The sequence below is a fragment of the Serratia sp. TMDUHS_CL genome, assembly GCF_037137105.1.
In the GTDB taxonomy this organism is placed as follows: domain Bacteria; phylum Pseudomonadota; class Gammaproteobacteria; order Enterobacterales; family Enterobacteriaceae; genus Serratia; species Serratia nevei.
Genome location: NZ_JBBBDV010000014.1, coordinates 62,454 through 87,958, shown reverse-complemented (window position 1 = coordinate 87,958; position 25,505 = coordinate 62,454). Strand labels below are relative to the sequence as shown.

26 protein-coding genes and 1 pseudogene are annotated in these 25,505 nt (G+C 58.8%); 12 read left to right on the top strand and 15 right to left on the bottom strand.

Going from position 1 to position 25,505, the window contains the following annotated elements:
- Nucleotides 1-12 precede the first annotated feature (12 nt).
- The 4 genes and pseudogenes from WCL58_RS21635 to WCL58_RS21620 all read right to left on the bottom strand — a co-directional run bounded on the left by WCL58_RS21635 (nucleotide 13) and on the right by WCL58_RS21620 (nucleotide 2,946).
- Nucleotides 13-1,065, bottom strand: a complete 1,053-nt coding sequence (locus tag WCL58_RS21635) for a hypothetical protein (protein ID WP_038876022.1) — start codon at nucleotides 1,063-1,065, stop codon at nucleotides 13-15.
- Nucleotides 1,066-1,142: 77 nt separating this feature from the next.
- On the bottom strand, nucleotides 1,143-1,709 hold the full coding sequence (locus WCL58_RS21630) for an NADPH-dependent FMN reductase (protein ID WP_025304752.1): 567 nt from the start codon (nucleotides 1,707-1,709) through the stop codon (nucleotides 1,143-1,145).
- Between the two features lie 161 nt (nucleotides 1,710-1,870).
- A complete protein-coding gene (locus tag WCL58_RS21625) occupies nucleotides 1,871-2,596 on the bottom strand; it encodes a 4'-phosphopantetheinyl transferase family protein (RefSeq protein ID WP_038876020.1) in 726 nt (241 codons plus the stop codon).
- A gap of 248 nt (nucleotides 2,597-2,844) precedes the next feature.
- Nucleotides 2,845-2,946: pseudogene (locus tag WCL58_RS21620) on the bottom strand.
- A 194-nt stretch (nucleotides 2,947-3,140) separates the two neighbouring features.
- On the opposite strand from WCL58_RS21620, the gene WCL58_RS21615 reads away from it, so the two are divergent.
- Entirely contained in the window at nucleotides 3,141-4,034 is an 894-nt protein-coding gene (locus WCL58_RS21615; protein ID WP_336851591.1) for a hypothetical protein, read from the top strand.
- Between the two features lie 58 nt (nucleotides 4,035-4,092).
- Nucleotides 4,093-5,211, top strand: a complete 1,119-nt coding sequence (locus WCL58_RS21610) for a threonine/serine transporter (protein WP_336851590.1) — start codon at nucleotides 4,093-4,095, stop codon at nucleotides 5,209-5,211.
- 10 nt (nucleotides 5,212-5,221) lie between these two features.
- On the opposite strand, the gene WCL58_RS21605 is transcribed toward WCL58_RS21610, so the two are convergent.
- The 6 genes from WCL58_RS21605 to rpmH all read right to left on the bottom strand — a co-directional run bounded on the left by WCL58_RS21605 (nucleotide 5,222) and on the right by rpmH (nucleotide 10,009).
- Nucleotides 5,222-6,022, bottom strand: coding sequence for an MBL fold metallo-hydrolase (locus tag WCL58_RS21605; RefSeq protein WP_147840598.1), 801 nt, complete (start codon nucleotides 6,020-6,022; stop codon nucleotides 5,222-5,224).
- Nucleotides 6,023-6,169: 147 nt separating this feature from the next.
- Complete coding sequence (mnmE, locus tag WCL58_RS21600; RefSeq protein WP_038876016.1) at nucleotides 6,170-7,534, bottom strand: tRNA uridine-5-carboxymethylaminomethyl(34) synthesis GTPase MnmE; 1,365 nt, start codon at nucleotides 7,532-7,534, stop codon at nucleotides 6,170-6,172.
- A 96-nt stretch (nucleotides 7,535-7,630) separates the two neighbouring features.
- Nucleotides 7,631-9,268 (bottom strand): membrane protein insertase YidC, encoded by a 1,638-nt coding sequence (gene yidC, locus WCL58_RS21595; RefSeq protein WP_049200579.1) that lies wholly within the window; start codon nucleotides 9,266-9,268, stop codon nucleotides 7,631-7,633.
- Between the two features lie 2 nt (nucleotides 9,269-9,270).
- Nucleotides 9,271-9,528 carry a membrane protein insertion efficiency factor YidD gene (yidD, locus tag WCL58_RS21590; RefSeq protein ID WP_004933881.1) on the bottom strand — a complete coding sequence of 86 codons (258 nt, stop codon included), beginning with the start codon at nucleotides 9,526-9,528 and terminating at the stop codon, nucleotides 9,271-9,273.
- Nucleotides 9,492-9,851, bottom strand: coding sequence for a ribonuclease P protein component (rnpA, locus tag WCL58_RS21585; protein WP_004933883.1), 360 nt, complete (start codon nucleotides 9,849-9,851; stop codon nucleotides 9,492-9,494). Before rnpA ends, yidD begins: the two co-directional genes overlap by 37 nt.
- A 17-nt stretch (nucleotides 9,852-9,868) precedes the next feature.
- Nucleotides 9,869-10,009, bottom strand: a complete 141-nt coding sequence (rpmH, locus tag WCL58_RS21580; RefSeq protein ID WP_000831330.1) for a 50S ribosomal protein L34 — start codon at nucleotides 10,007-10,009, stop codon at nucleotides 9,869-9,871.
- 682 nt (nucleotides 10,010-10,691) lie between these two features.
- Here rpmH and dnaA point away from each other — a divergent pair.
- From dnaA to yidA, 5 genes are all read left to right on the top strand, one after another.
- A complete protein-coding gene (gene dnaA, locus WCL58_RS21575) occupies nucleotides 10,692-12,086 on the top strand; it encodes a chromosomal replication initiator protein DnaA (protein WP_004933889.1) in 1,395 nt (464 codons plus the stop codon).
- Nucleotides 12,087-12,090: 4 nt separating this feature from the next.
- Complete coding sequence (gene dnaN, locus WCL58_RS21570) at nucleotides 12,091-13,191, top strand: DNA polymerase III subunit beta (protein WP_064290625.1); 1,101 nt, start codon at nucleotides 12,091-12,093, stop codon at nucleotides 13,189-13,191.
- A gap of 45 nt (nucleotides 13,192-13,236) precedes the next feature.
- Nucleotides 13,237-14,322, top strand: a complete 1,086-nt coding sequence (gene recF, locus WCL58_RS21565) for a DNA replication/repair protein RecF (protein WP_033636531.1) — start codon at nucleotides 13,237-13,239, stop codon at nucleotides 14,320-14,322.
- 18 nt (nucleotides 14,323-14,340) lie between these two features.
- Nucleotides 14,341-16,755, top strand: a complete 2,415-nt coding sequence (gene gyrB, locus WCL58_RS21560) for a DNA topoisomerase (ATP-hydrolyzing) subunit B (RefSeq protein ID WP_060424357.1) — start codon at nucleotides 14,341-14,343, stop codon at nucleotides 16,753-16,755.
- 124 nt (nucleotides 16,756-16,879) lie between these two features.
- Complete coding sequence (gene yidA, locus WCL58_RS21555) at nucleotides 16,880-17,695, top strand: sugar-phosphatase (RefSeq protein ID WP_060441262.1); 816 nt, start codon at nucleotides 16,880-16,882, stop codon at nucleotides 17,693-17,695.
- Nucleotides 17,696-17,720: 25 nt separating this feature from the next.
- Here the strand turns inward: yidA and WCL58_RS21550 are convergent, their stop codons facing one another.
- On the bottom strand, nucleotides 17,721-18,662 hold the full coding sequence (locus tag WCL58_RS21550) for an ornithine cyclodeaminase family protein (protein WP_149571845.1): 942 nt from the start codon (nucleotides 18,660-18,662) through the stop codon (nucleotides 17,721-17,723).
- A complete protein-coding gene (locus WCL58_RS21545) occupies nucleotides 18,649-19,617 on the bottom strand; it encodes a threonine/serine dehydratase (RefSeq protein ID WP_060424350.1) in 969 nt (322 codons plus the stop codon). Before WCL58_RS21545 ends, WCL58_RS21550 begins: the two co-directional genes overlap by 14 nt.
- Before the next feature lie 36 nt (nucleotides 19,618-19,653).
- On the opposite strand from WCL58_RS21545, the gene WCL58_RS21540 reads away from it, so the two are divergent.
- Both WCL58_RS21540 and WCL58_RS21535 read left to right on the top strand, forming a co-directional pair.
- Complete coding sequence (locus tag WCL58_RS21540; protein WP_142109031.1) at nucleotides 19,654-19,974, top strand: hypothetical protein; 321 nt, start codon at nucleotides 19,654-19,656, stop codon at nucleotides 19,972-19,974.
- Nucleotides 19,975-20,106: 132 nt separating this feature from the next.
- Entirely contained in the window at nucleotides 20,107-21,387 is a 1,281-nt protein-coding gene (locus WCL58_RS21535; RefSeq protein WP_055316928.1) for a DUF3748 domain-containing protein, read from the top strand.
- 30 nt (nucleotides 21,388-21,417) lie between these two features.
- Here the strand turns inward: WCL58_RS21535 and WCL58_RS21530 are convergent, their stop codons facing one another.
- Complete coding sequence (locus WCL58_RS21530; RefSeq protein WP_336851589.1) at nucleotides 21,418-21,765, bottom strand: YceK/YidQ family lipoprotein; 348 nt, start codon at nucleotides 21,763-21,765, stop codon at nucleotides 21,418-21,420.
- A gap of 309 nt (nucleotides 21,766-22,074) precedes the next feature.
- Between WCL58_RS21530 and ibpA the strand changes: the two genes are divergently transcribed.
- The 3 genes from ibpA to WCL58_RS21515 all read left to right on the top strand — a co-directional run bounded on the left by ibpA (nucleotide 22,075) and on the right by WCL58_RS21515 (nucleotide 24,843).
- Nucleotides 22,075-22,488, top strand: coding sequence for a small heat shock chaperone IbpA (ibpA, locus tag WCL58_RS21525; protein WP_004933919.1), 414 nt, complete (start codon nucleotides 22,075-22,077; stop codon nucleotides 22,486-22,488).
- A gap of 100 nt (nucleotides 22,489-22,588) precedes the next feature.
- Nucleotides 22,589-23,017 carry a small heat shock chaperone IbpB gene (gene ibpB, locus WCL58_RS21520; RefSeq protein WP_004933922.1) on the top strand — a complete coding sequence of 143 codons (429 nt, stop codon included), beginning with the start codon at nucleotides 22,589-22,591 and terminating at the stop codon, nucleotides 23,015-23,017.
- A gap of 167 nt (nucleotides 23,018-23,184) precedes the next feature.
- Complete coding sequence (locus WCL58_RS21515; protein ID WP_047729572.1) at nucleotides 23,185-24,843, top strand: putative transporter; 1,659 nt, start codon at nucleotides 23,185-23,187, stop codon at nucleotides 24,841-24,843.
- A 10-nt stretch (nucleotides 24,844-24,853) separates the two neighbouring features.
- On the opposite strand, the gene WCL58_RS21510 is transcribed toward WCL58_RS21515, so the two are convergent.
- Entirely contained in the window at nucleotides 24,854-25,234 is a 381-nt protein-coding gene (locus tag WCL58_RS21510) for a type II toxin-antitoxin system VapC family toxin (protein ID WP_060424343.1), read from the bottom strand.
- Entirely contained in the window at nucleotides 25,234-25,455 is a 222-nt protein-coding gene (locus WCL58_RS21505) for a ribbon-helix-helix domain-containing protein (protein WP_004933932.1), read from the bottom strand. The genes WCL58_RS21510 and WCL58_RS21505 overlap by 1 nt, the downstream gene beginning before the upstream one ends.
- Nucleotides 25,456-25,505 lie beyond the last annotated feature (50 nt).

Below are 25,505 nucleotides of genomic sequence, written 5' to 3'. Positions count from 1 at the left end.
GGCCCTGAACCCCTAGACGCCCGGCGTCGCATCCGGCGCCCGATCCAACACCCACTGCAACGGCCGCCTGAAGCGCGCCTGCCAACTGCCGGCGGCATCCTCTCCTTGGGCGAAGTGCAGCGTCTGCACCTGATTATCCTCCCCGAACAGATTGGCGAAGTGCAATGCCAGCGCCTGCTCGCTGAAGTTCTGCCGATCGTAATACGCCATCACGATTTTCTTTTGCGCCGCCAGCGACTGCTGGGCCGGCTTGATCTCCCCGTTGGGGGCGATCAGGAGCGCGCCGGCGTAAAACTGCGGGTACTTCGCGATCAGGTTGGCGGCGTGCAGTGCGCCCTGGCCGCGGGCGCTGAGGTAAATCCGTTGGGTATTCAGCTTTAGCTGGGGAGCCAGCTGTTGCAGCGTACGCTGAATGGCGGTGTGGGTGCTCTCGTCGCTGTAATTCGACCAGCGGAAGCTGTTTTCCGACAGCATCTGCGTGCCGTTGATCTCGATGTACGCCACGCCCATTTCGCCGAACAGCAGCCGTTCTTCGGGGCTGATGGCGGCGGCTTTGCCGTAGGTATGCAGGAAGATCACCGTTGGCCAGCCTTCGGGCGGCGCTTCGCCGTCCGGCATCGCGTAGCTGGCCTTGCCTTCATAGTGACGGGCGTGCTGCAGATAGCGCGCTTTGGTGGCGGCCAGGATCGATTGGTAGGTGGCGGAGTGCTGGATGCTGTTGAAGGCGTCGTCCTCCAGCAGGTTGTAGTAGTACCACAGGCCGCGGTCGGCGCTCAGCTGCAGGTAGCGCTCCGCCAGCTCGGTTTGGCCTTTCTCCGCCGACGATACCGCCAGCTGGTAGGGCGCCCAGACGTTGCGGCCGTCTTCGCGCATCAGCGTCAGGTACAGCGACATGGCGCCCAGCTTTTTGTCTTCCTGGTTTTGCGCGGATCGCGACAGCTGGGCGTTGAGCGCGCTGTGTGCCGGCAGCTCCAGCGGCTCTTCACCGGCGGGATAACGCATGTCTGCGGCGAAAGCGGGACTGGTGATGGAAACAAAAAATAACGCTAAAATGAAAAAATACATGATGCTATGGCTTTAATTTTCAATGAATTGACGGACTTCATGTCCTGTTGCGGCGCCCCGCGGGCACCGCGAGACGGTCACTCCACGCGGCGAATAAAATCGCTGAACGCGGACAGCTGGCCGGTCAGGAAATCCAGCGTTCCCTGATCGCTCAGTTCACCGGCCTGTTCATCGACCTTGCTCTGGATCACGCCGCCCATAAACTCAGGCTTGTTCATTACCATCGCATCGAGGAACACCAGGATCTGGCGCAGATGGTATTGGCAGCGCGCGCCGCCGATCGGCCCCATCGAGCTGGTTTGAATGGCGACCGGCTTGCCGGCCAGCGGCTGATTCGGCAAGCGAGACAGCCAGTCGATGGCGTTCTTCAACCCACCGGGCACGGAATAGTTATATTCAGGGGTGACGATGATCACGCCGTCGGCCTGGCGGATCTGTTCGGCGATCGCCTCGACAGCGGCAGGGAAGCCTTCACCCTGTTGCATGTCGGCGTCGTACAGCGGGATATCGCGGATGGAAGGCAGCGCTTCAATGGTGACGCCCTGTGGGGCCAGCCCAGGCAGGGCGCGGGCCACCATGGCGTTGTAGGAGCCTTTGCGCAGGCTGCCGAGCAGAGTGACGATTTTCAAGGCTTGGTCTGACATGGTGATTCTCCCTTTCGAATGAGCAGATTCAGCGTACAACATGGGCGAATAGTAGGCTAAAGCGCGGGTCGAGAATAGGCGATTGCTCAACATTTAGCTGTCTTTACAATTTAATCCAGCAACTTGTGCGGTAAAGACAGCGTTATCCGCTTTGCGCTGCGTTAACCGGGCGTCTTCAGGCCCGTCAGTTTAACGAAGCGCGAGGATGCCGCCGGGCTGCGCGGCGAGATTTCCCCGTCTTTGTGCAGGCCGCGGCGCTCTTCGTAGCGCCAGCACAGCAGGCGGTCCAGGCCGGGGCTGCCGGCGCAGGCCCAGCTCAGGTATTCGTCGGCGTCGCTCATCACCTGAACGTCCGGCGTGGCGCTGGAGCGCAGGTGGCCGGAGAAGGGATGCAGACGCAGCGTAGCCTGGCCGCTGTTGCCGAGGCCGGAAATTTTCAGCACGCTTTGCCGGATGCTCCACAGCTGAGTCTCTGCCTCCAGCCGATCGTCCTGCGCGCCGATCCAGGCACTTTCTGCCGGCGTCTGATGCGCGTGTTGCAGCGCGCTTTGCCGGGTGCCGCGCGCGCGCATCACTTCGATATCCAGTCCGACTTTGCCTTCGTCGCTGAGCAGCACGCCCACGGTGTTGCTGGCGTAAGCGAGGCTGAAATCGGGCAGCTGATGATCGGCGAAACAGGGGCGGCCGGTCGGCGTGGTGGCGATGGGGGGCAGCGTCGGCAGGCCGTACAGATAGAACATCATTTCGGCGAGCAGAATGCGCCCTTGCAGAAAGCGCGTGCGGCGTTTAACGGAAAAGGTGCGGGTGGCGGCTATCACTTCGTCGGAGAGTCTTTGGGTATCCAGGACAGCGGAGGCCGGGGTCCAGCGGGCAAAATGACACGCCATTGTTCACTCCATGACAGAGGGTCGCTAAGAACGCAGGGGTGTTAGATTAAGACTAAGTTGAGGATTTATCATCAAAAAACACTATGCGTTTTATCCGATTTGTTGGCTTTTGCGCTATATAGGCGGGGGAGGGAGAAGAGCGTGCGGATCTGAATAAGCGCATAAAATTAATCAGTACCGAAACCAACCACGTTCGAATCGACGGCGTCTAATGAATCTATAAAAATAACTATCAGATAAGAAAAAGTTGGCGGAGAGAGCAGGATTCGAACCTACGACACGATGACTCGTGTGGATTTAAGAAACGGTTAGTTTCTTAAATCTGGCTTAAATCACTCGCCCACCTCTCCGCATCCGTTTGTTGGACACATAAAACCACAAAATAAAAATGGTTAAAATAACCTAAACTTGGAAGTGTGACCAAGGCCAAAAAAAACCATGATTTATGTGGGTGGTTGTTAATTATCAGAGTCAGATCACTAAATTTACATTAGCTATTGTTATAAAAAATTGGCGTCATTGGCTACGAATAGGGAAGAAGGGCATGCCAGATCTCGAGTTAATGCCGCTGCAAAGCGCCGAATTTTATAAGACAGCTGAACGTGTTGTTTTTAAAGAATATAAATGCAACTGCAAAAAAGGTTGGAAGGGCGAAGATCGTTTTATCGTCTACAAAGCCGATCAGAATGGAATCATTGAGGTGGTAAATAATGAGGTTTCAAATAACAACGTCGAAGAGCTCATCGCGCTGGCATCGTCTTTTTTGACGGATAAGGTGCTGATTTCCGGTGGGCATACCGTGGTTAATTTGGACGATCGTTTTTCTGTCAGCAATGAAGTGGAAAAATCAGCGCAATTCTGCATTGACTACATAGTCGAATCCATTCGACAGCTCAATGTTCAGCCTGACTTCTTGATGGAAATAAATGATTTCTATATGGAAAAAAGCGATGGCAGCGAGATAGACGGCGCTAACGAATTCAGGAAGATAGCGACATCGCCGTATATTATTCCGGAAAAAATAAATGACTACATTCTGGCGTCGAATCAAAGCCATAGTATTGATATAAATACATTTTATGTCAGTGAAAAAAACATGGCGGATCGCTTTAAACGCCATATTAAGAACCGTATGGATAAAGAGGCGTATTTTCAGCGCCAAGACGGCAATGTGAAGATGACGGTGGGAGAGCATAGGTTCGATATCATCAAGGAAAATAAACCGACCTGCGCGGCGGGAAATGCCGCGACGTTCAGGGCCATTCGGTATCGCATTTCCTCCAATAAAGTCTTCGATAATTACACGTCGCATATTGGCGTTTTTCCGCTGTGTTCGTGCGTTAACGTGCTTAACGGCTATCGTGCAGCCGCGACTTTTTACGATAACTTCTCCTTGCCTTCCTTACTGGTCTTCTTCGGCAGATCCTGTTTCGAATGACATTTTTTGTGCCAGTTGGCTATGCGTTGCCGCATAGCCATGATGGTCGAGCATCATCATGAAAATTTCACACCTGTATTGGCCAGTTACCTTTTTCTCCACGGCATTCGGCGCCGGGATTTTCTTTTTGCCCCAGGCTGTGGGGCCGGGCGTGTTGGGGATGAAAGCGTTCGCGCTGTTTATCGTTATCGCCATGTCGGTATCGATGATGGCGCACTATCTTTTTTTCAAATTCATCACTTCGCACCCGGAGAAAGATTTCCTGGCGGCATCATCGACGTTTATCGGCGAGCGGGCGGCGGCAATTGTCTGTGTGCTGTTTATTCTGTCGATGATCATTATCGTGCTGATAAATTTCATTACCCTGGTTAACGTCGTCGTGTCTTTTCTCCACGATGGATTCTGGATTCGGGGCGGCATTTCGCTGTTGTTGAGTGTGATGCTGTCGGCTGCATGGTTGGCGTTTAGCCAGCGAATTGAGCACCTGATCTCCAGAATGGCACTGGTTTCTATCGTGATGGTGGCGATCCTGACGGTGTTTTTCCTGTTACAACCTGCTGGGGCTCAGCTGGCGCCTGCGCCGCCGAGCATTTCATTGCAGACGTTGATGCTGCTGCCGATTTTTCTTTTTACGTTTAACTTTACCCCGTGCATCCAGCGGTTTGCGAAAAGCGCAGTGCGGCCGCAGGCGCGCAGTATTCTGTTCGGCAAGATACTGATCTTGGCGTTTATCGCCATGATCGTTATCGCTATCAGCCGCTTGCTGACGTTGGATGATATCTCGATCATTAACGGCCGTAATGTGGATGCGCTGTTTTATACCGCCGGCTTGACCGGCAACTCGATGGCATGGTTAGGCGCAGCCCTATTGCTGTGTTTGCTCACCGGTGGTGCTTATATGGGCACGTTGACTGGTGTAATCGACGGTATTACGTCCTTCGGCATGGCGGGAAAAAAGGGAATTATCGCGGGGAACATTATTGTCTGTACGCTTATCGGCACGATTAATCCGAGTATTATCAAGATCATCTCGAGCTGGTCGATACCCGTTATCGTGATGACCGTCTTTTTCATCCCATCACTGTATTTTTTACAGCGGGGCGACGGCCGGCAAAAGATGGTGGGAATAGCGGTGCTGTGCTGCGGCATCGCGGTGATAGCGACGCTATTTGTGTAAGGCGGTACGTCTAATCCAGGATCAGCGTATCGCCGGTGGCCGGTGAGATCCCTGCCGGCAGCCATAGCTGGCCCCAGGCGCCGGTACAGTGGCAGCCCATGATCTTTTCCGGCGGATACTGCCGTAAAAAACGGCGGACGCGCCAGAGCGTGCGCGGGGAAGCGCAGCGTAGATGAAAACCGCCGATCAGGGCGTGGATCCGATCGATCCCGGTGATTTTCTGGCAATGGCGCACGATATTGACGATCCCGCGGTGCCCGCAGCCGGTCACGATCACCAGACCGCGATCCGATTTGTAAATCAGCACCCCTTCGTCGATCACGTAATCTACCGCCGCGTTTTCCCCGGCGATCACCCCGTAGGCGCGCGGGGCGGGTACCGCGATTTCGCCTGACCACATAAAGCGATCGCCGATCGCCAGCGGTTCGCGGCTGTAGTGCATGCGGTGGCGCGAGTAGTCGATATCCAAGGAGAGCTTTTTGATTTTGCGGGTGTGGCCCAGCACCTTCAGCGCCGCATAGCGTTCATCCCCGATCTGCGGGTGGCAGATGATGCGGCTGTTGTCCGGCAGCCAGGCGACGCCGCCGCAGTGGTCATAGTGGCCGTGGGAGAGCACCGTTGCGGTAATACGGGAGAGATCGACGCCCATCAGCGCCGCATTGCGCAGAAAGCTGTCGTCGGGGCCGGTATCGAACAGTATGGACGTCGTCTCATCCTCAATCAGCAGGCTTAGCCCGGCCTTGGCCTGCAATAATGGGTCGGCGCCGGCGGCGCGGCGGTTTTCCAGCAGTACCTTGAGGGTCAATGCCATGTTGACTCGTTCCTGAGAGAGATTCCTGACTTTTCAGTATAGCGTGGAGGGCGGTAGCGGCTCTGTGAGCCGGCGCGCAGAGCGAGCGCGGGAAAGAAAAACGGCCGGAACAAGGGTTTGTCCCGGCCGTGAAGGCGTCTGGCGGTGTTATTTACCGATACAGAAGCTGGAGAAGATGCGGCCCAGCAGGTCGTCGGAGGTGAATTCGCCGGTGATTTCACTCAAGGCCAGCTGCGCCTGGCGTAGCTCCTCGGCCAACAGCTCGCCCGCGTAAGCGCTCACTAACTGTTCTTTGCCTTGCACCAGGTGCTGTGCCGCCAGCTCCAGCGCCTGCAGGTGGCGACGGCGCGCCAGGAAGCCGCCTTCCATGTTGCTGGTGAAGCCCATGCTCTGTTTCAGATGATCGCGCAGCACATCGACGCCTTCGCCGGTGCGCGCCGACAGGCGAATAAGTGAGTGGTTGTTCACTTCTGTCAGACCCAGCGTTTCACCGGTGATGTCGGCCTTGTTGCGCACCACGGTGATCGGCAGCGTGCCCGGCAGGCGCGCCATAAACTCCGGCCAGATCTCCGCCGGCTCGGTGGCAGCGGTGGTGGTACCGTCCACCATAAACAGCACTCTGTCGGCCTGTTCGATCTCGTTCCAGGCACGTTCGATACCGATACGCTCAACTTCGTCGCTGGCGTCGCGCAGGCCGGCGGTGTCGATGATGTGCAGCGGCATGCCGTCGATATGGATATGTTCGCGCAGGACGTCGCGGGTGGTGCCGGCGATATCGGTGACGATCGCCGCCTCACGCCCGGCTAACGCATTGAGCAGGCTGGATTTACCGGCGTTGGGGCGCCCGGCGATCACCACCTTCATCCCTTCGCGCAGCAGGCTGCCCTGGCGCGCTTCGCCGCGCACGCTGTCCAGATCCGCCATCACGTCGTTGAGCTGCGCCTCGATTTTACCGTCGGACAGGAAGTCGATTTCCTCGTCGGGGAAGTCGATCGCCGCTTCCACGTAGATTCGCAGGTGAGTGAGCGCTTCCACGAGCTGGTGGATGCGGGTGGAGAAGGCGCCCTGCAGCGAGTTCATCGCCGAACGTGCCGCCTGCTCGGAGCTGGCGTCGATCAGATCGGCAATCGCTTCGGCCTGCGCCAAATCGAGTTTGTCATTGAGGAACGCGCGTTCGGAGAATTCGCCGGGCCGTGCGATGCGCACGTCGGGCAGCGCCAGCACGCGCTTGAGCAACAGATCGAGGATCACCGGCCCGCCGTGGCCCTGCAGTTCCAGCACGTCTTCGCCGGTAAAGGAGTTCGGCCCCGGGAACCACAGCGCGATACCCTGATCGAGGGTGGCGCCCGTGGCGTCGCGGAACGGCAGATAGTCAGCGTAGCGCGGCTTCGGCAGCTTGCCGAGCAACGCCTGGGCGACGTCTTTGGCCTGGCTTCCGGAAATGCGCAGAATGCCGACGCCGCCGCGTCCCGGCGGGGTGGCTTGGGCTACGATGGTATCGGTGGTGCTCATAACGGTTCTCTCTGACGATTAAGATGCAAAAAGGCGGTCTAATGACCGCCTTTGGTGTGACTGCAAGGGTCGGCGCGCCGAACCCCTACAATACGCTTAGCTTTTTTTCTTGTCGCGGCTGTGCAGACCGCGTTTTTCCAGACCACGGTAAATCAGCTGCTGCTGCAGGATGGTCACCAGGTTACTGACGATGTAGTACAGTACCAGACCGGACGGGAACCACAGGAAGAACACTGTGAAGATCACCGGCATGAAGGTCATGATTTTCTGCTGCATCGGGTCAGTCACGGTGGTCGGCGACATCTTCTGAATGAAGAACATTGTCACGCCCATCAGGATTGGCAGGATGTAGTACGGGTCTTGCGCCGACAGGTCATGGATCCACAGGGCGAACGGCGCGTGGCGCAGCTCGACCGAACCCATCAGCATGTAGTACAGCGCCAGGAAGATCGGCATCTGAATGATCAGCGGCAGGCAGCCGCCGAGCGGGTTCACTTTCTCCGCCTTGTACAGCGCCATCATCTCTTGGCTCATGCGCTGTTTGTCATCGCCGATGCGCTCGCGCATCGCCTGCAGCTTCGGCTGCAGCATGCGCATTTTCGCCATCGAGGTGTACTGCGCCTTGGTCAGCGGGTACATGATGCCGCGCACGATGAAGGTGATGATGATGATGGAGAAGCCCCAGTTACCGATAAAGCCGTGGATGAACTTCAGCAGTTTGAACAGCGGCTGGGAGATGAACCACAGCCAACCGTAATCCACGGTCAGGTCCAGGTGCGGCGCCAGCTGGGCCATCTGGTCCTGCAGCTCCGGGCCGACCCACAGGGTCGCGTTCAGCTGCTGCTGAGCGCCCGGCTGCACCACGACCGGCGTAGATTTGAAGCCGATGGTGGACAGGTTGTCGCCTGGTTTGGCGGTGTAGAAGGTGTTGTCACCCTTGGTCGCCGGTACCCACGCGGTGGCGAAGTACTGTTGCAGCATGGCGACCCAACCGTCTTTGGTGGTGACGCTCAGGTTTTCGTCTTTGTCGAATGCGTATTTCTGGTACTTGTCATCGCTGGACGAGTACGCCGCGCCGCGGAAGGTGTGCAGCGCGAAGTTGCTGCTGCCGGTATCGCGGTGCTTAGGCAATTCGGTGGTCTGCTTCAGCTGGCCGAACAGGGTCAGCTCCAGCGGCGTCGCGCCTTTGTTGTCGATGCTGTAATCCACGCCGACCGCATAGTGATCGCGTTTGAGCACGAAGGTCTTGGTGTAGACCGCGCCGTCTTTATCGGTGTAGGTCAGCGGGATGCGCAGCTCGTCCTGGCCTTCCGGCAGGGTGTAGCTGTCCTGCGCCGCCTGATACAGCGGGCGTTCGCCGTTGGCCGGGTTGTCCGGGCCGTTTTTACCGGTCAGGCCGCTTTGCGCCTGATAGACGAATGACGGAGTGGTTTCCAGCAGTTGGAACGGAGTCGATGAACCCAGAGTATCCGGGTAGGCCAACAGTTTAGCCTGCTCGATATCGCCACCACGGGTGTTGATGGTCAGTGACAGCACGTCGGTGTTCACGGTAATCAGCTTACCCTGACCACTGGCTGGCACGGCCTGGCTGGCGGCATCACCGGCTACTGCGTTCGAAGTCTGTTGCGTGGTCTGTGCGGCCGGCTGCGGAGCGTTGTCCGTTTGCCATGCCTGCCAGATCATGAAAGACACGAACAGCAGAGCGATGAGGAGAAGATTGCGTTGCGAATCCATCGTTAGTGTTCTCTGTTATCGTCGGTTTTTGGCGGCACCGGATCATCGCCACCTGGGTTCAAAGGGTGGCATTTTAATACGCGTTTCAATGCTAACCAACTGCCTTTTATCATGCCAAACCTGCTTAATGCCTCAATTGCGTAATGAGAGCATGTCGGCTGGAAGCGACAACGAGGCCCTAGCAGCGGACTGATGACGAGCTGATAGGCCCGCACCAGCCCGATCAGGATGCGGGAGCCTGGCGACAGTGGCGACGCCATAATTTATCCAAAGCTTCCGTCAGCGCGCGGTTATCCAAATCCGCTATCCCCTTTTTGGCCACCACGACAAAATCCATCGCCGGTAATTCGTGCTGACGCAGGCGGAAGCTTTCGCGGGTTAGGCGTTTGATCCGATTACGCTCGTGCGCGCGTTTGACGTGTTTTTTGGCGACGGTAAGACCGATGCGGGGATGCCCCAGCTGGTTCAGGCGGCCGAGGATGGTGATTTGCGGCGTGCCAGCCCGTTGTGGCTGCTGGAAGACGAAAGTGAAATGAGTGGGAGTTAACAAACGTAACTCCCTGGGAAAAGCGAGCTTAACCACTCAGCGGGTTAGCTTTATTACTTAGAAACAGTCAGACGAGCACGGCCTTTCGCACGACGGCGGGCCAGAACTTGACGACCATTTTTGGTGGCCATACGAGCACGGAAACCGTGGCTACGGTTGCGCTTCAATACGGACGGTTGGAAAGTGCGTTTCATAGCGATTTCTACCTAAACTTAAAATAATTACTGATCAGTAAACGCGTTTGGCTACTCGGCGTGAAGATGACCGACGCCTCAATCGCAATACATAAAGAAGCGGGATTGTAATAATTGTACAGTCCTGAGTCAATTCGCATCGCGCCAGCCTACCTGGTTGTCTGCCAATAACGGAACAAAATCCGGTCTTGGCCCGTGGTCACCGCAGAATCCTGTCTGGCTAATGACGCACCATAAGGAACCAGGTATCACACGTAGGGCGAAGATTATACGGACTCGGGGTGAAATCGCAAGGATCCCCGTGAGATCCTTTGCGCGCGATCGCAGGATCCGGCGTGGATAACAGGGTATAACCGGTTGACAATGTAAAAAACGCGGCGCAGCGGCCGGGATCTGCGCGGCCATTCGGCGCCAGCGGCGAAAAGATCGCCGCCGGCTGCGGCCTGTGGATAAAATGGATCTAATCTGTGAGGAAGGGGAGGATCTCTTGCGCGGATTGCGCTATGATCCGTCATTCCGATCGCGATCCCTCATACCGGGATCGTGAGGGACACAAACCGTGAAAGGCGGTTCGCATCCCCCACAGGCAAACAGCCGATGCTGGGTATGTGTCAAAAATCATGAGTTATAAAAAAGTTGCCCGTTTCTTTTCTTTATTGATCTTGTTCGAGTGGAGTCCGCCGTGTCACTTTCGCTTTGGCAGCAGTGTCTTGCCCGATTGCAGGATGAGTTACCTGCCACAGAATTTAGTATGTGGATTCGCCCATTGCAGGCGGAACTGAGTGACAACACCCTGGCGCTGTACGCGCCTAACCGTTTTGTGCTGGATTGGGTTCGCGATAAGTACTTAAACAACATCAATGGTCTGCTGAATGATTTCTGCGGCACGGATGCGCCTTTGCTGCGTTTTGAAGTCGGCAGCAAGCCGATCACGCAGGTGATCAGCCAGACCGTGACCGCCAGCGTCAGCAGCGCCCCCGCAGCCCCGGCGGCACGCACGGCCGCGCCTTCGCGCCCGAGCTGGGACAACGCGGCGGCGCAACCCGAGCTCTCTTACCGCTCCAACGTCAACCCCAAGCACACCTTCGACAACTTCGTCGAGGGTAAGTCCAACCAGCTGGCGCGCGCGGCGGCTCGCCAGGTGGCGGACAACCCGGGCGGCGCCTACAACCCGCTGTTCCTGTATGGCGGCACCGGCCTGGGTAAAACTCACCTGCTGCACGCGGTCGGCAACGGCATCATGGCGCGCAAAGCCAACGCCAAAGTGGTCTACATGCACTCGGAACGCTTCGTGCAGGACATGGTCAAAGCGTTGCAGAACAATGCCATCGAAGAGTTTAAGCGCTACTACCGTTCGGTCGACGCCTTGCTGATCGATGACATCCAATTCTTCGCCAACAAGGAGCGTTCGCAGGAAGAGTTCTTCCATACCTTTAACGCCCTGTTGGAAGGCAATCAGCAGATCATCCTGACCTCGGATCGCTACCCTAAAGAGATCAACGGGGTGGAAGATCGTTTGAAGTCCCGCTTCGGCTGGGGGCTGACGGTGGCGATCGAGCCGCCGGAGCTGGAAACCCGCGTGGCGATCCTGATGAAAAAGGCCGACGAGAACGACATTCGCCTGCCGGGCGAAGTGGCGTTCTTCATCGCCAAGCGCCTGCGTTCCAACGTGCGTGAGCTCGAAGGGGCGCTGAACCGCGTGATCGCCAACGCCAACTTTACCGGCCGGGCCATCACCATCGATTTCGTGCGCGAAGCGCTGCGCGATCTGCTGGCGCTGCAGGAAAAGCTGGTCACCATCGACAATATTCAAAAGACGGTGGCGGAGTATTACAAGATTAAAGTCGCGGATTTGCTGTCCAAGCGGCGTTCGCGATCCGTTGCCCGCCCGCGCCAGATGGCGATGGCGCTGGCGAAGGAACTCACCAACCACAGCCTGCCGGAAATCGGCGATGCGTTTGGTGGCCGCGACCATACCACGGTGTTGCACGCCTGCCGGAAGATCGAGCAGCTGCGTGAGGAAAGTCACGACATCAAAGAAGATTTCTCCAATTTAATCAGAACATTATCTTCATAGCGCTATGAAATTTATCGTTGAACGTGAGCATCTGCTAAAACCGCTGCAACAGGTGAGCAGCCCGCTGGGCGGCCGCCCGACCTTGCCGATCCTGGGCAACCTGCTGCTGCAGGTGACGGAAGGCTCCCTGCTGCTGACCGGCACCGATCTGGAGATGGAGATGGTGGCGCGCGTCGCCCTGTCCCAACCGCACGAGGCGGGCGCGACCACCGTGCCCGCGCGTAAATTCTTTGATATCTGCCGTGGCCTGCCGGAAGGGGCGGAGATCGCCGTCACGCTGGAGAGCGAGCGCATGCTGGTGCGGTCCGGCCGCAGCCGCTTCTCGCTGTCCACGCTGCCGGCGGCGGACTTCCCGAACCTGGACGACTGGCAGAGCGAGGTGGAGTTCACCTTGCCGCAGGCGACGCTGAAGCGCCTGATCGAAGCCACCCAGTTCTCGATGGCCCATCAGGACGTGCGTTACTACCTGAACGGCATGCTGTTTGAAACCGAAGGCGAAGAGCTGCGCACCGTCGCGACCGACGGCCACCGCCTGGCGGTGTGTTCGATGCCGATCGGCCAACAGCTGCCGTCGCATTCGGTGATCGTGCCGCGTAAAGGGGTGATGGAGCTGGTGCGTCTGCTGGACGGCGGCGATTCGCTGCTGCAGCTGCAGATCGGCAGCAACAACATTCGCGCCCACGTCGGCGATTTCATCTTCACCTCCAAGCTGGTTGACGGCCGTTTCCCGGACTATCGCCGCGTCTTGCCGAAGAACCCGGATAAAACGCTGGAAGCCGGCTGCGATCTGCTCAAGCAGGCGTTTGCGCGCGCGGCCATTCTCTCGAACGAGAAATTCCGCGGCGTGCGGCTGTACGTCAGCCAGAACCAGCTGAAGATCACCGCCAACAACCCGGAGCAGGAAGAGGCGGAAGAGATCCTCGACGTCAGCTACGACGGCGCGGAGATGGAGATCGGCTTCAACGTCAGCTACGTGCTGGACGTGTTGAACGCGCTCAAGTGTGAAGACGTGCGCCTGCTGTTGACCGACTCGGTCTCCAGCGTGCAGATCGAAGACGGCGCCAGCCAGGCGGCGGCCTACGTTGTCATGCCAATGCGGTTGTAGTCTCGTTACCTTGAATTACAGCACCGTCATCGGTAAAGAGATTGCATGGCTCTGACGCGTTTATTGATTAAAGATTTCCGCAATATCGAGGCGGCGGATTTGGCGCTGGCGCCGGGATTCAACTTCCTGGTCGGCGCCAACGGCAGCGGCAAGACCAGCGTGCTGGAAGCGGTATATACGCTCGGGCACGGCCGCGCCTTTCGCAGCCTGCAGGCCGGTCGGGTGATCCGTCACGACCAGCCGGAGTTCGTGCTGCACGGCCGCATAGAAGGTACGGAGCGCGAGCTGTCGGTAGGATTGAGCAAGAGCCGTCAGGGTGACAGCAAAGTACGCATCGATGGCAGCGACGGCCACAAGGTGGCCGAGCTGGCGCAGCTGCTGCCCATGCAGCTGATCACCCCCGAAGGTTTTACCCTGCTGAACGGCGGGCCGAAATTCCGGCGCGCCTTCCTTGACTGGGGCTGTTTTCATAACGAACCCGGTTTTTTCACCGCCTGGAGCAACCTGAAACGGTTACTGAAGCAGCGCAATGCCGCGCTGCGCCAGGTGAGTCGCTATGCGCAGATCCGCGCCTGGGATCAGGAACTGATCCCGCTCGCGGAGCGCATCAGCGAATGGCGGGCGGAATACAGCGACGCGATCGCCGCGGATATCACCGCGACCTGCGCGCAGTTTCTGCCTGAATTCGCCCTGAGCTTCTCCTTCCAGCGCGGCTGGGACAAAGAGAGCGACTACGGCGAGCTGCTGGAGCGCCAGTTCGAGCGCGACAGGGCGTTGACCTATACCGCGGTGGGGCCGCATAAAGCGGACTTCCGCATTCGTGCCGACGGCACGCCGGTAGAGGATTTGTTATCGCGCGGTCAGCTTAAGCTGCTGATGTGCGCGTTGCGCTTGGCGCAGGGTGAGTTTCTCACCCGGCAGAGCGGGCGGCGTTGCCTGTATCTGATTGATGATTTTGCCTCCGAGCTGGACACCGGCCGTCGCCGGTTGCTGGCCGATCGCCTGAAAGCCACCCAGGCCCAGGTTTTTGTCAGCGCGGTCAGCGCTGAACAAGTGACCGACATGGCCGGTGAAAAGGGCAAGATGTTCCGCGTGGAACAGGGTAAAATAGAGGTTCAACCACAGGACTAAAATGAGCGAGAAACGTTGATGTCGAATTCTTATGACTCCTCAAGTATCAAGGTATTAAAAGGGCTGGATGCGGTGCGCAAGCGCCCGGGCATGTATATCGGCGATACCGATGACGGCACCGGTCTGCACCACATGGTATTCGAGGTTGTGGACAACGCTATCGACGAAGCGCTCGCGGGCCACTGTAGTGACATTCAGGTCACCATCCATGCCGACAACTCGGTATCGGTACAGGATGACGGCCGCGGCATTCCGACCGGCATTCACCCGGAAGAAGGGGTTTCAGCCGCAGAGGTCATCATGACCGTGCTGCACGCCGGCGGTAAATTCGACGACAACTCCTATAAAGTTTCCGGCGGCCTGCACGGCGTGGGCGTCTCGGTGGTTAACGCCCTGTCGGAGAAACTGGAGCTGGTGATCCGCCGCGAAGGCAAAGTACACGAACAGACTTACAGCCACGGCGAGCCGCAGGCGCCGCTGACCGTGGTGGGCGAAACCGAACAGACCGGCACCATGGTGCGCTTCTGGCCGAGCCACCAGACCTTCACCAATGTGACCGATTTTGAGTACGACATTCTGGCCAAGCGTCTGCGCGAGCTGTCCTTCCTCAACTCCGGCGTGTCTATCCGCCTGAAGGACAAGCGCACCGACCGTGAAGACCACTTCCATTACGAAGGCGGCATCAAGGCGTTTGTCGAGTATCTGAACAAGAACAAAACCCCGATCCACCCGAACGTGTTCTACTTCTCGACCGTGAAAGACGATATCGGCGTGGAAGTGGCGCTGCAGTGGAACGACGGTTTCCAGGAAAACATCTACTGCTTCACCAACAACATTCCGCAGCGCGACGGCGGCACGCACCTGGTCGGTTTCCGTACCGCGATGACCCGTACGCTGAACAGCTACATGGAAAAGGAAGGCTACAGCAAGAAGGCCAAGGTCAGCGCCACCGGCGATGACGCGCGTGAAGGCCTGATTGCCGTGGTGTCGGTGAAGGTGCCGGATCCGAAGTTCTCTTCTCAGACCAAGGACAAGCTGGTCTCCTCCGAGGTGAAAACCGCGGTTGAAACGCTGATGAACGAGAAGCTGGTGGATTACCTGATGGAAAATCCAGGCGATGCGAAAATCGTGGTCGGCAAAATCATCGACGCGGCGCGCGCGCGCGAAGCGGCGCGTAAAGCGCGTGAGATGACCCGCCGCAAAGGCGCACTGGATCTGGCCGGCCTGCCGGGCAAACTGGCGGACTGCCAGGAACGCGATCCGGCGCTGTCCGAACTGTACCTGGTGGAAGGGGACTCCGCGGGCGGCTCTGCCAAGCAGGGGCGCAACCGCAAGAACCAGGCTATCTTGCCGCTGAAGGGGAAAATCCTCAACGTCGAGAAAGCGCGTTTCGACAAAATGCTCTCCTCGCAGGAAGTGGCGACGCTGATCACCGCGCTGGGTTGCGGCATTGGCCGCGACGAGTACAGCCCGGACAAGCTGCGTTACCACAGCATCATCATCATGACCGATGCCGACGTCGACGGTTCGCACATCCGTACGCTGCTGTTGACCTTCTTCTACCGCCAGATGCCGGAAATCATCGAGCGTGGCCACGTGTTCATCGCGCAGCCGCCGCTGTACAAGGTGAAGAAAGGCAAGCAAGAGCAGTACATCAAAGATGACGAGGCGATGGATCAGTACCAGATCGCCATCGCGATGGACGGCGCTACGCTGCACACCAATGCCAGCGCACCGGCGCTCGGCGGCGAGCAGCTGGAAAAACTGGTGGCCGAACACTACGGCGTGCAGAAGCTGATCGGCCGCATGGAGCGCCGCTACCCGCGCGCGCTGCTGAACAGCCTGATCTACCAGCCGACGCTGAACGAAGGCGATCTCAGCGATGAAGCCAAGGTGAAAACCTGGATCGCTTCGCTGGTGCAGGCGCTGAACGACAAAGAGCAGCACGGCAGCAGCTATGACTTCGTGATCTTCGAGAACCGTGAGCGCCAGATGTTCGAGCCGGCGCTGCGCATCCGCACCCACGGCGTGGATACCGACTATAAGCTGGACTTCGACTTCATCCACGGCGGCGAATATCGCAAGATCTGCCAGCTGGGCGAGAAGCTGCGCGGGCTGATCGAAGACGGTGCGTTCATCGAGCGTGGCGAACGTCGTCAGCCGGTAGACAGCTTCGAGCAGGCGCTGGAGTGGCTGGTGAAAGAGTCGCGCCGCGGCCTGTCGGTGCAGCGTTATAAAGGTCTGGGCGAGATGAACCCGGAGCAGCTGTGGGAAACCACCATGGATCCGGAAAGCCGCCGCATGCTGCGCGTGACCGTCAAGGACGCCATCGCTGCCGATCAGCTGTTCACCACGCTGATGGGCGATGCGGTTGAACCGCGCCGTGCCTTTATCGAAGAAAACGCCCTGAAAGCGGCGAACATCGATATCTGATGCGTTAATGGCTGTGAAAATCCGCGCCGGGCGACCCGCGCGGATTTTTTTACGCCTTTTTTGGCGCTGACAGCCGAGGCTGAAACGCGTTAGCATGAGAAAAAACCACTGGGAGAAGCGTTGAATGGCTATTGAACTGATTGCGATCGACATGGACGGCACGTTGCTGGATCCGCAGCACCAAATCACGCCGGCGGTAAAGCAGGCTATCGCGGCAGCGCGGCGCAAAGGGGTGCACGTGGTGCTGGCCACCGGGCGGCCTTATGTCGGCGTGCAGGATTATCTGCGCCAGTTGGACATTCAGGGCCCCGGCGATTTCTGTATAACCTATAACGGCGCACTGGTGCTGCGTGCGGTCGACGGCGCTTGCATCCTGCAGGAAACGCTGGGCTTCGAGGACTATCTGCACTTCGAGCAGATGGCGCGCGAGTTCGGCGTTCACTACCAGGCGTTTGATTTCGACACCCTGTATACCCCGAACAAGGACATTGGCAAATACACCATACACGAGGCGGCAATGACCGGTATTCCGTTGAAATACCGCAGCGTGGAAGAGATGGATCGCCAGATGCGTTTCCCTAAAGTGATGATGATCGACGAGCCGGAGCTGTTGGACCGCGCTATCGCGCGCATCCCGGCGGAAACGCGCGAGCGTTACACCATTCTGAAAAGCGCGCCTTACTTCCTCGAAATCCTGCATAAGAACGTCGATAAGGGCGCCGGGGTGAGAATGCTGGCCGAGCATCTCGGCGTGGCGCGGGAAAACATCATGACGCTGGGGGATCAGGCCAACGATACGGCGATGATCGAGTATGCCGGCGTCGGCGTGGCGATGGGCAACGCCATTCCCGAGCTGAAAGCGGTGGCGCAGTTTGTCACCAGCGCCAATACCGAAGACGGCGTGGCGCGCGCCATCGAGAAGTTCGTGCTCAACGGCTGATAAAATGGGGCGCTGCGGCGCCCCTTTATATTGCCGCCAACACCCCTTTGGCGATCTGCAGATCCTGAATCGCCAGCCCGGTAAGATCGGCGATGGTGATGTGCTGCGACTCGCTTCGCAACCGCCCGCCCTGCGCCAAGAGGGCGCCCATTTCGACGATTGGCGTTGAAGTGAGCCTAGTTTGCCGATAAGCCGTCGCGATCTCGCCGTAGTCAGCACATTGCGCCAGCGCATCGACCAGCAGCGCGTCCGCATTGGCCACCAGATCGGTCGCCAGCTCCTGCTTGCCTGGCGCGTCGGCGCCCACGGCGGTGATGTGCGTGCCGGGCCGGATATCCGCCGCCTGCAAGATCGGTTCGCGGCTGGGCGTGGTGGTCACGATCAGCTGACAGTGCGCCGCCAGGTCCGCCGCGTCCTGCGTGGTCAGCACCCGAAAACCTTCTGCCTCGGCATCGCGCCGATACGCCGCCAGCGCCTGTTCGTTGCGGCCCCACACCCACACCTCGCGGCAATCGGTCACCGGTTTCAGGCATTGCAGCTGTAGCCGCGCCTGCAGGCCGGTGCCGACCATGCCGATCGCCTGAATATGCGGCGGCGCGCACAGCTCGGCGGCGATGCGGCCGGCCAGTGCGGTGCGCAGCGCGGTCAGCCAGCCCTCATCCTGCAGCAGCGCCCGGGGTTCGCCGGTCTGGGCGGAGAACGCCATCACCAATCCCTGATTGCTGGCCAGGCCGCGTTCGGCGTTGCGATAGAAACCGGCGGACACCTTGACCACGAACAGCTCGTCGCCTTCCAGCCAGGCGGATTTGATGCAGCAATCGCCGGCGGCCTGTTCGAACAGGAAATGCTGCACCGGCGGCTGTTGCACCTGCCGCTGCGAATAGGCGATAAACCCCTGCTTCAGCAGCGCGGTTATGGCCTCGGCGTCGAACGCGGCGAGGATTTGCTGCTGATTAAGGATGCGCATCGGCGATGGCCTTAAGGTATTTTTCCAGCACGATGTTTTTACCGCACAGCACCACCGCCACTTTTTTCCCCTGATATTCCGGCGCCAGTTTGATCGCCGCCGCCAGCGCCACGCCGGCCGCGCCTTCGATAATCCACCGATCGCTGGCGGCGATCCGGCGCATCGCGTGTTTGATCTCTGCCTCGCTGACCAGCACTTTACGGTCGATCAGCTGCTGGCACAGGGGAAAGGTCACGGCGCCCGGTTCGACGCCGCCGGCGGTGCCGTCGGACAGCGTTTCTTGCTCTTCCACCGGGAAGATATGGCCCGCTTCCAGCGCGCTGTACATGCTGGTGGCGTTTTCCGGCCAGCAGGCGATAAGCTGCGTGTTCGGCGACAATTGTCGCAAAACGGTGCCAATACCGGCGATATAGCCACCGCCGCCCACCGCCACGAACACGGCGTCCAGACCGGTGAGCTGTTCAACCAGCTCCATGCCGCAGGTGCCCTGGCCGGCGATCACCTGCTCGTCGTTATACGGCGAGATATAGGTTTTTCCCTGTTCGCGTGCGGCCTGTTCCCCCGCCAGTTCGGCGTTCAGCGCATCGCCCGGCACCAATTCCACGGTGCCGCCCAGCGCGCGGATGGTGTCTAGCTTGATGCTCGCCGCCGTCTCTGGCGCATACACCGTGACGCCAACGCCCATCAGCTGCCCCGCCAGGGCGACCGCCTGGCCGTGGTTGCCGGTTGAGGCGGCGATCACGCCGCGCCGGCGTTGTTCGCTATCCAGCAATCGCAGCTTGTTGCTGGCACCGCGAAATTTAAAGGAGCCGGTGTGCTGCAGATGGTCGCATTTCAGATACAGCTCACAGCCGAGCTGCTGTGAAAGCAGCACGCTGCGCTCCAGGGGCGTGACCCGTACCTGAGGGCGCAGTTGCTGATGGGCAGAAACAATGGCATCGAAGAGGGCGTTCATACCGGCTCCAGAATGTTTTGGACTTAAAAATCCAGTTTGTACTTTTTTGTATTGATTGTAAACCCCGTCGCCCGACCGCCGGGCAACCCGGCCCGCCAGCGGCAACGGCCGGGGAAGAGCATCGCATTGGCGTTGAAAATAATCATTAACCTGTCGTTTAGCGACACGATTTTTTATTTATTTGCGTTAAGGAAGGTGCTGCCGCTGATTTATTTTGATGAAGGAAATGAGAATGAAAAAAATAGCGCTCGCGGCATCCGCCTATACGGCATGGGCGCCGTTGAGTTTCGCCGCCAGGAATGCGAATGCCTAATCGGCCGCTTATTTCCTGCCGACGCCGTCGTTCGGTTTAAATGATAAGACGCTGAAAAATAATTGCGTCATTTCGAACCGAAAAATCCTCCCGCCTTACCCGCGCAGGCCATGTGAAACGCTGTCGCCGATCCGGTAAGATGGCGACTCAGTGCCGGCATGCGCAGGAGAACCGCCATGAGCCATCGGGAAAAACAACTGACTTTCGACCCTCGCGGGCATCAGTTAACCAATATCAACGTCTGGACGCCGGACAGCCAATGGCTGGCTTATGACGTGCGCCCGCGCGGCGCCTCTTTCACCGGTCTGAGCATCGAGCGGGTCAACGTCGCCAGCGGCGCGGTGGAGGTGGTTTATCGCGCCCAGCACGGCGCCCACGTCGGCGTGGTCACGGTCAGCCCCGATGCGCCGGCGCGCTATGCCTTTATCCACGGTCCGGAGCACCCCGACAGCGCCTGGCAGTATGATTTTCACCACCGCCGCGGGGTGATCGTCAGCGAACCGGATCGCGAGTTGGCCATCACCCTCGACGCGCTGGATATCACCGCCCCCTACACGCCCGGTGCGCTGCGCGGCGGCAGCCATGTGCACGTTTTCAGTCCGGACGGCAGCCGCCTCAGCTTTACCTACAACGACCACGTCATGCACGAACGCGATCCGGCGCGCGATCTGCGCAACGTCGGGGTGGCCGTGCCGCTGCACGGGGTCAATCCGCCGAAACAGCACCCGCGCGAGTATGACGGTAGCCACTATTGCGTGCTGGTCAGCGAGACGGTGCCGCAGCCGCAGCCGGGCAGCGATCAGATCAATCGCGCCTACGAAGAAGGCTGGATCGGCCGCGAGGGTTACCGTAAGGCCGACGGCAGCCGGCAGCGCTGGGCGTTGGCGTTCATCGGCGATACGCTGTCCGCCGCCGGCGAGAAGCTGCCGGAGGTGTTTATTGTCGATCTGCCGGAGAACGATGCCGATTACGCCAGGGCGGGCGCTTTGCCGTTGCAGGGGACGGAAAGCGAGTTGCCGGCGCCGCCGCAGGGCGTCAGGCAGCGGCGGGTAACCTTTACCGGCGATCGTCGTTATCCGGGCGTTGCCGGTGCGCCGCGCCATTGGCTGCGCAGCTCGCCGGACGGCAGCCAAATCGCATTTTTGATGAAGGACGACGGCGGCGTGGTGCAGCTGTGGACGGTGTCGCCGAACGGCGGGGAGCCGCGGCAGGTGAGCCGCAGCGAGCATGACATCCAGTCAGCGTTCAGCTGGCACCCGCAGGGCGGGGCGATTGCCTTGGTGTGCGACAACAGCGTGATGCTGTGCGAGGTCGCCGGCGGCCGCCTGCAGCGTTTAACGCAGCGCAGCGCGCAGCCGCCGTCGGCGGATGCCGTGGTGTTTTCACCGGATGGCAAGAAAGTGGCGTTTATGCGCGAGATAGCGGGGTTCAACCAGATCTTTGTGGTTGAGGTGTAAGGCGGGCCTGGCGGCCCGCTGCGTGCGCGATTAGTGGGTGGCGGTGCTGTCGTTGCCTTCGCCGGGATTGCCGGTTGCCGCCAGATTCTGCTGCTCGCTGCGCAGGATGCGCGCTTTTGGCGAGTCTGCGGTGGCGTCGTTGCCGGAACGCAGATAGTCGTAAGGCAGCAGTACGGTGTCCATCACTGCGGAAAACGGCAGATCCAGCACCACCAGCGGCATCATCGCCCAGCTGGTGTTGTCGTCCTTCAGCATGTCCACGCTGGCGCGGGTGCCGGGGTAGTAACCCTGATTCGGGCCAGTATGGCTCATCACGCTGGAGCAACCGCTGGTCGCCAACAACATGCAGCCCGTCGCTATCGCTTTCATCGTCGTCATTAATCCATCCTGCAGGGTTGCTGTTCCCCTAAATTAAGCTGATTTATAACATCCTGTTGCTGCTTTTAAAGAAGCAAAATCCCGCTCTGTGGCGGCTCTCTCACTTTAGTGTAAGTGGTAAAAAAACTTTCGCCTAATCGGTGCGAAGTTTTTTTGATCCTCGCCTGTTGAATTGATGAAATCAACCCCCATTTTATCATCAGAGCCGAATTGAGAATTCGCCGTAAGGGAATTCTGGCTTAATTAGCCTGTCCAGAGTGGAAGGCGTATTTATTTCAACCTCGCTGAAGTGCCTTAGGAGGCTGTTTTATGCGTAATTTTGATCTTTCCCCGCTATACCGTTCCGCCATTGGTTTCGATCGCTTGTTCAACGCGCTGGAAGCCGGTCAGAGTCAGGGCAACGGCGGTTATCCGCCTTATAATGTCGAGCTGGTGGACGAAAATCATTATCGCATCGCCATCGCGGTAGCCGGGTTTGCCGAGCAGGAGCTGGAGATCACCACGCAAGATAATCTGCTGATCGTGCGCGGGGCGCACAATAACGAACCGGCAGAAAAAACCTATTTATACCAGGGCATCGCCGAGCGTAATTTTGAGCGTAAATTCCAGCTGGCCGAACATATTCAAATTAAAGGCGCCAAACTGGAGAATGGCCTGTTGTATATCGACATGCAACGCATCGTGCCGGAAACATTAAAACCGCGCCGCATCGAAATTAAATAAATTTCCGTTTCGCCGGCAGGTACGCTGCCGGCAAATAATACCTAGCCTGCCGTCAGGGGGCTGAATAAACACATCTCGCTTAATGAAAGGAGTTGTTCCTATGCGTAATTACGATTTATCCCCGCTTCTGCGTCAGTGGATTGGTTTTGATAAATTGGCCAGTTCAATGGGGGGCCAGGAACCCCAGGGGTTCCCACCGTACAACATCGAGAAAAGCGATGACAATCACTACCGCATTTCTCTGGCGCTGGCCGGTTTCCGGCAGAGCGAACTGAATATCGAGGTGGAAGGGCCGCGGCTGACCGTCAGCGGTAAACCTACGCCGCCGGAAAAACAGGTCGAATACCTGCATCAAGGCCTGGTGTGCAAAGAGTTCCAGCTGACCTTCACCCTGGCGGAGCATCTGCAGGTGTCCGAGGCCAAATTTGAAAATGGCCTGCTGCACATCGATCTGGTGCGTCAGGTGCCGGAAGCCTTGCAGCCGCAGCGCATCGCCATCGGTGCGACGCCGGAGCTGGAAGCCAAATAACCGACTGAAAAACGGTCATCATCATGCGGGGGAGATCCAGACGGATCTCCCCCGCTGCGTTATGTGGCGCACGCCACAGTCCCCCCGTCTGTCCGATGTCATAATCCTTGTTAATTGTGTGCTTTTAACCGTGAATTCCCGTTTCAACTTTGGCAAGGATGTGACCTATGAGCGATATCGCCCTGACCGTCAGCATGTTGGCGCTGGCGGCCGTCATTGGGTTGTGGATGGGGAACTGGAAGCTGTACGGCGTCGGACTGGGCATCGGCGGCGTGCTGTTCGGCGGCATCCTGGTCGGTCACTTCGCCCAGAGCGGGCAAATCAGCCTGAACGGGGACATGCTGCACTTTATCCAGGAGTTCGGCCTGATCCTGTTCGTCTACACCATCGGTATTCAGGTCGGCCCCGGTTTCTTCTCTTCGCTGCGCGTCTCTGGTCTGCGCCTCAACGCCTTCGCGGTGCTGCTGGTGCTGACCGGCGGCGTCGTGGCGGCGGCGGTGCACAAGCTGTTCGACGTGCCGCTGCCGATCATCCTCGGCGTGTTCTCCGGCGCGGTCACCAACACTCCGGCGCTGGGTGCCGGTCAACAAATCCTGACCGATCTCGGTTCCGATCCGGCGTTGGTGGACGGGATGGGCATGGGCTACGCCATGGCCTATCCGTTCGGCATTTGCGGCATCCTGCTGGTGATGTGGCTGATCCGGCTGTTTTTCCGCATCAACATCGAGCGCGAGGCGCAGGCGTTTGAAAGCAGCCTGGGCAATCAGCGTGAGCTGCTGCACGCCATGAACGTGGCGGTGCGCAATCCCAATCTGCAGGGCATGGCGATCAAGCAGGTGCCGCTGCTCAACGGTGAAGCGATCGTCTGTTCGCGCCTCAAACGCGGGGAGCTGCTGATGGTGCCGGCGCCGCATGAGCGGCTGGAGCTTGGCGACTACCTGCATTTGGTGGGCAAACGCGAAGATCTGGAAAATGCCCGGCTGGTGATCGGCGAAGAGGTGGATGCCTCGCTGTCGACGCGCGGCACCGCGCTGCAGGTGGTGAGGGCGGTGGTGACCAACGAACAGGTGTTGGGCAAGAAAATCCGCGATCTGAACCTGAAGCAGAAGTATGACGTGGTGATTTCACGCCTCAACCGCGCCGGCGTGGAGCTGGTGGCCGGCAGCAACGTGACGCTGCAGTTCGGCGACATTCTCAACCTGGTCGGTCGACCGGAGGCCATCGACGCGGTGACGGCAATCGTCGGCAACGCCCAACAAAAACTGCAGCAGGTGCAGATGCTGCCGGTCTTTATCGGCATCGGGCTCGGGGTGCTGCTCGGCTCCATTCCGCTGTTCGTGCCCGGCTTCCCGGCGGCATTGCGGCTGGGGTTGGCCGGCGGGCCGCTGGTGGCTGCGCTGATCCTAGGGCGCATCGGCAGCATCGGCAAGCTGTATTGGTTTATGCCGCCGAGCGCCAACCTGGCGCTGCGCGAACTGGGCATCGTGCTGTTTCTGGCGGTGGTTGGATTGAAGTCGGGCGGCAACTTCATCGATACGTTGTTGCACGGCGAGGGGCTGACGTGGGTCGGGTACGGCGCGCTGATCACCGCCATTCCGCTGCTGAGCGTCGGCATTCTGGCGCGCACGGTGGGCAAGATGAACTACCTGACGCTGTCCGGCATGTTGGCGGGATCGATGACCGATCCGCCGGCGCTGGCCTTCGCCAACGGTCTGCATCCTACCAGCGGCGCCGCTGCGCTGTCTTACGCCACCGTGTATCCGCTGGCGATGTTCCTGCGCATCATGTCGCCGCAGCTGCTGGCGGTGCTGTTCTGGACGCTGTAACGCTGCCCGACTACAGCCGGTAAGGCATTAACACGCCGTTGTCAGTGCCGAAATCTTTGGGGTTGCGGGAGATGAGCGTCCGGAACCCCACCTGCGCGGTGGCCCAGATAATGGCGTCCGGCAGCTTCACATGCTGTGAGTGGCGTAGTTCTACGGCGCGTTCGGCAACTTCATCGGTAATAGGCAACAGCAGGAATTGCCCTAAAAACTGGCGCGTTTTCAGCTCCAGCGCCGGCCCCTGTTTTTTGGCACCCACCATCACTTCCATCCAGGTGATGGCGCTAATAGCCGGGTTGATGTGGTATTCGGTCAGAACGTCTTTGGCTTGAGGAATGCCGTTGAGATAATCGATCAGGATATTGGTGTCGAATAGCGCCCGTTGAACCACCATTATTCCCACTCCTCGCGCTGACGATTTTCGTAGTCTACGCCATCGCCCATCGCCCCGGACCAGAGCCCGAAAGCATTGCTGGGATCTTCAACGTGGTTCTCCGTCAGATAACGGGAGACGGCCTGACGGATGATTTCGGCCCGGGGAACGTGGCGGATATTTTTCAAATTGTCGAGCTGCCGCAGGTCTTCTTCAGGTAAATCGATCACGATGCGGGTCATCGCTAGCCCTCCAAAAAAAAGATATACGATATATGCATCGTATATCTTTA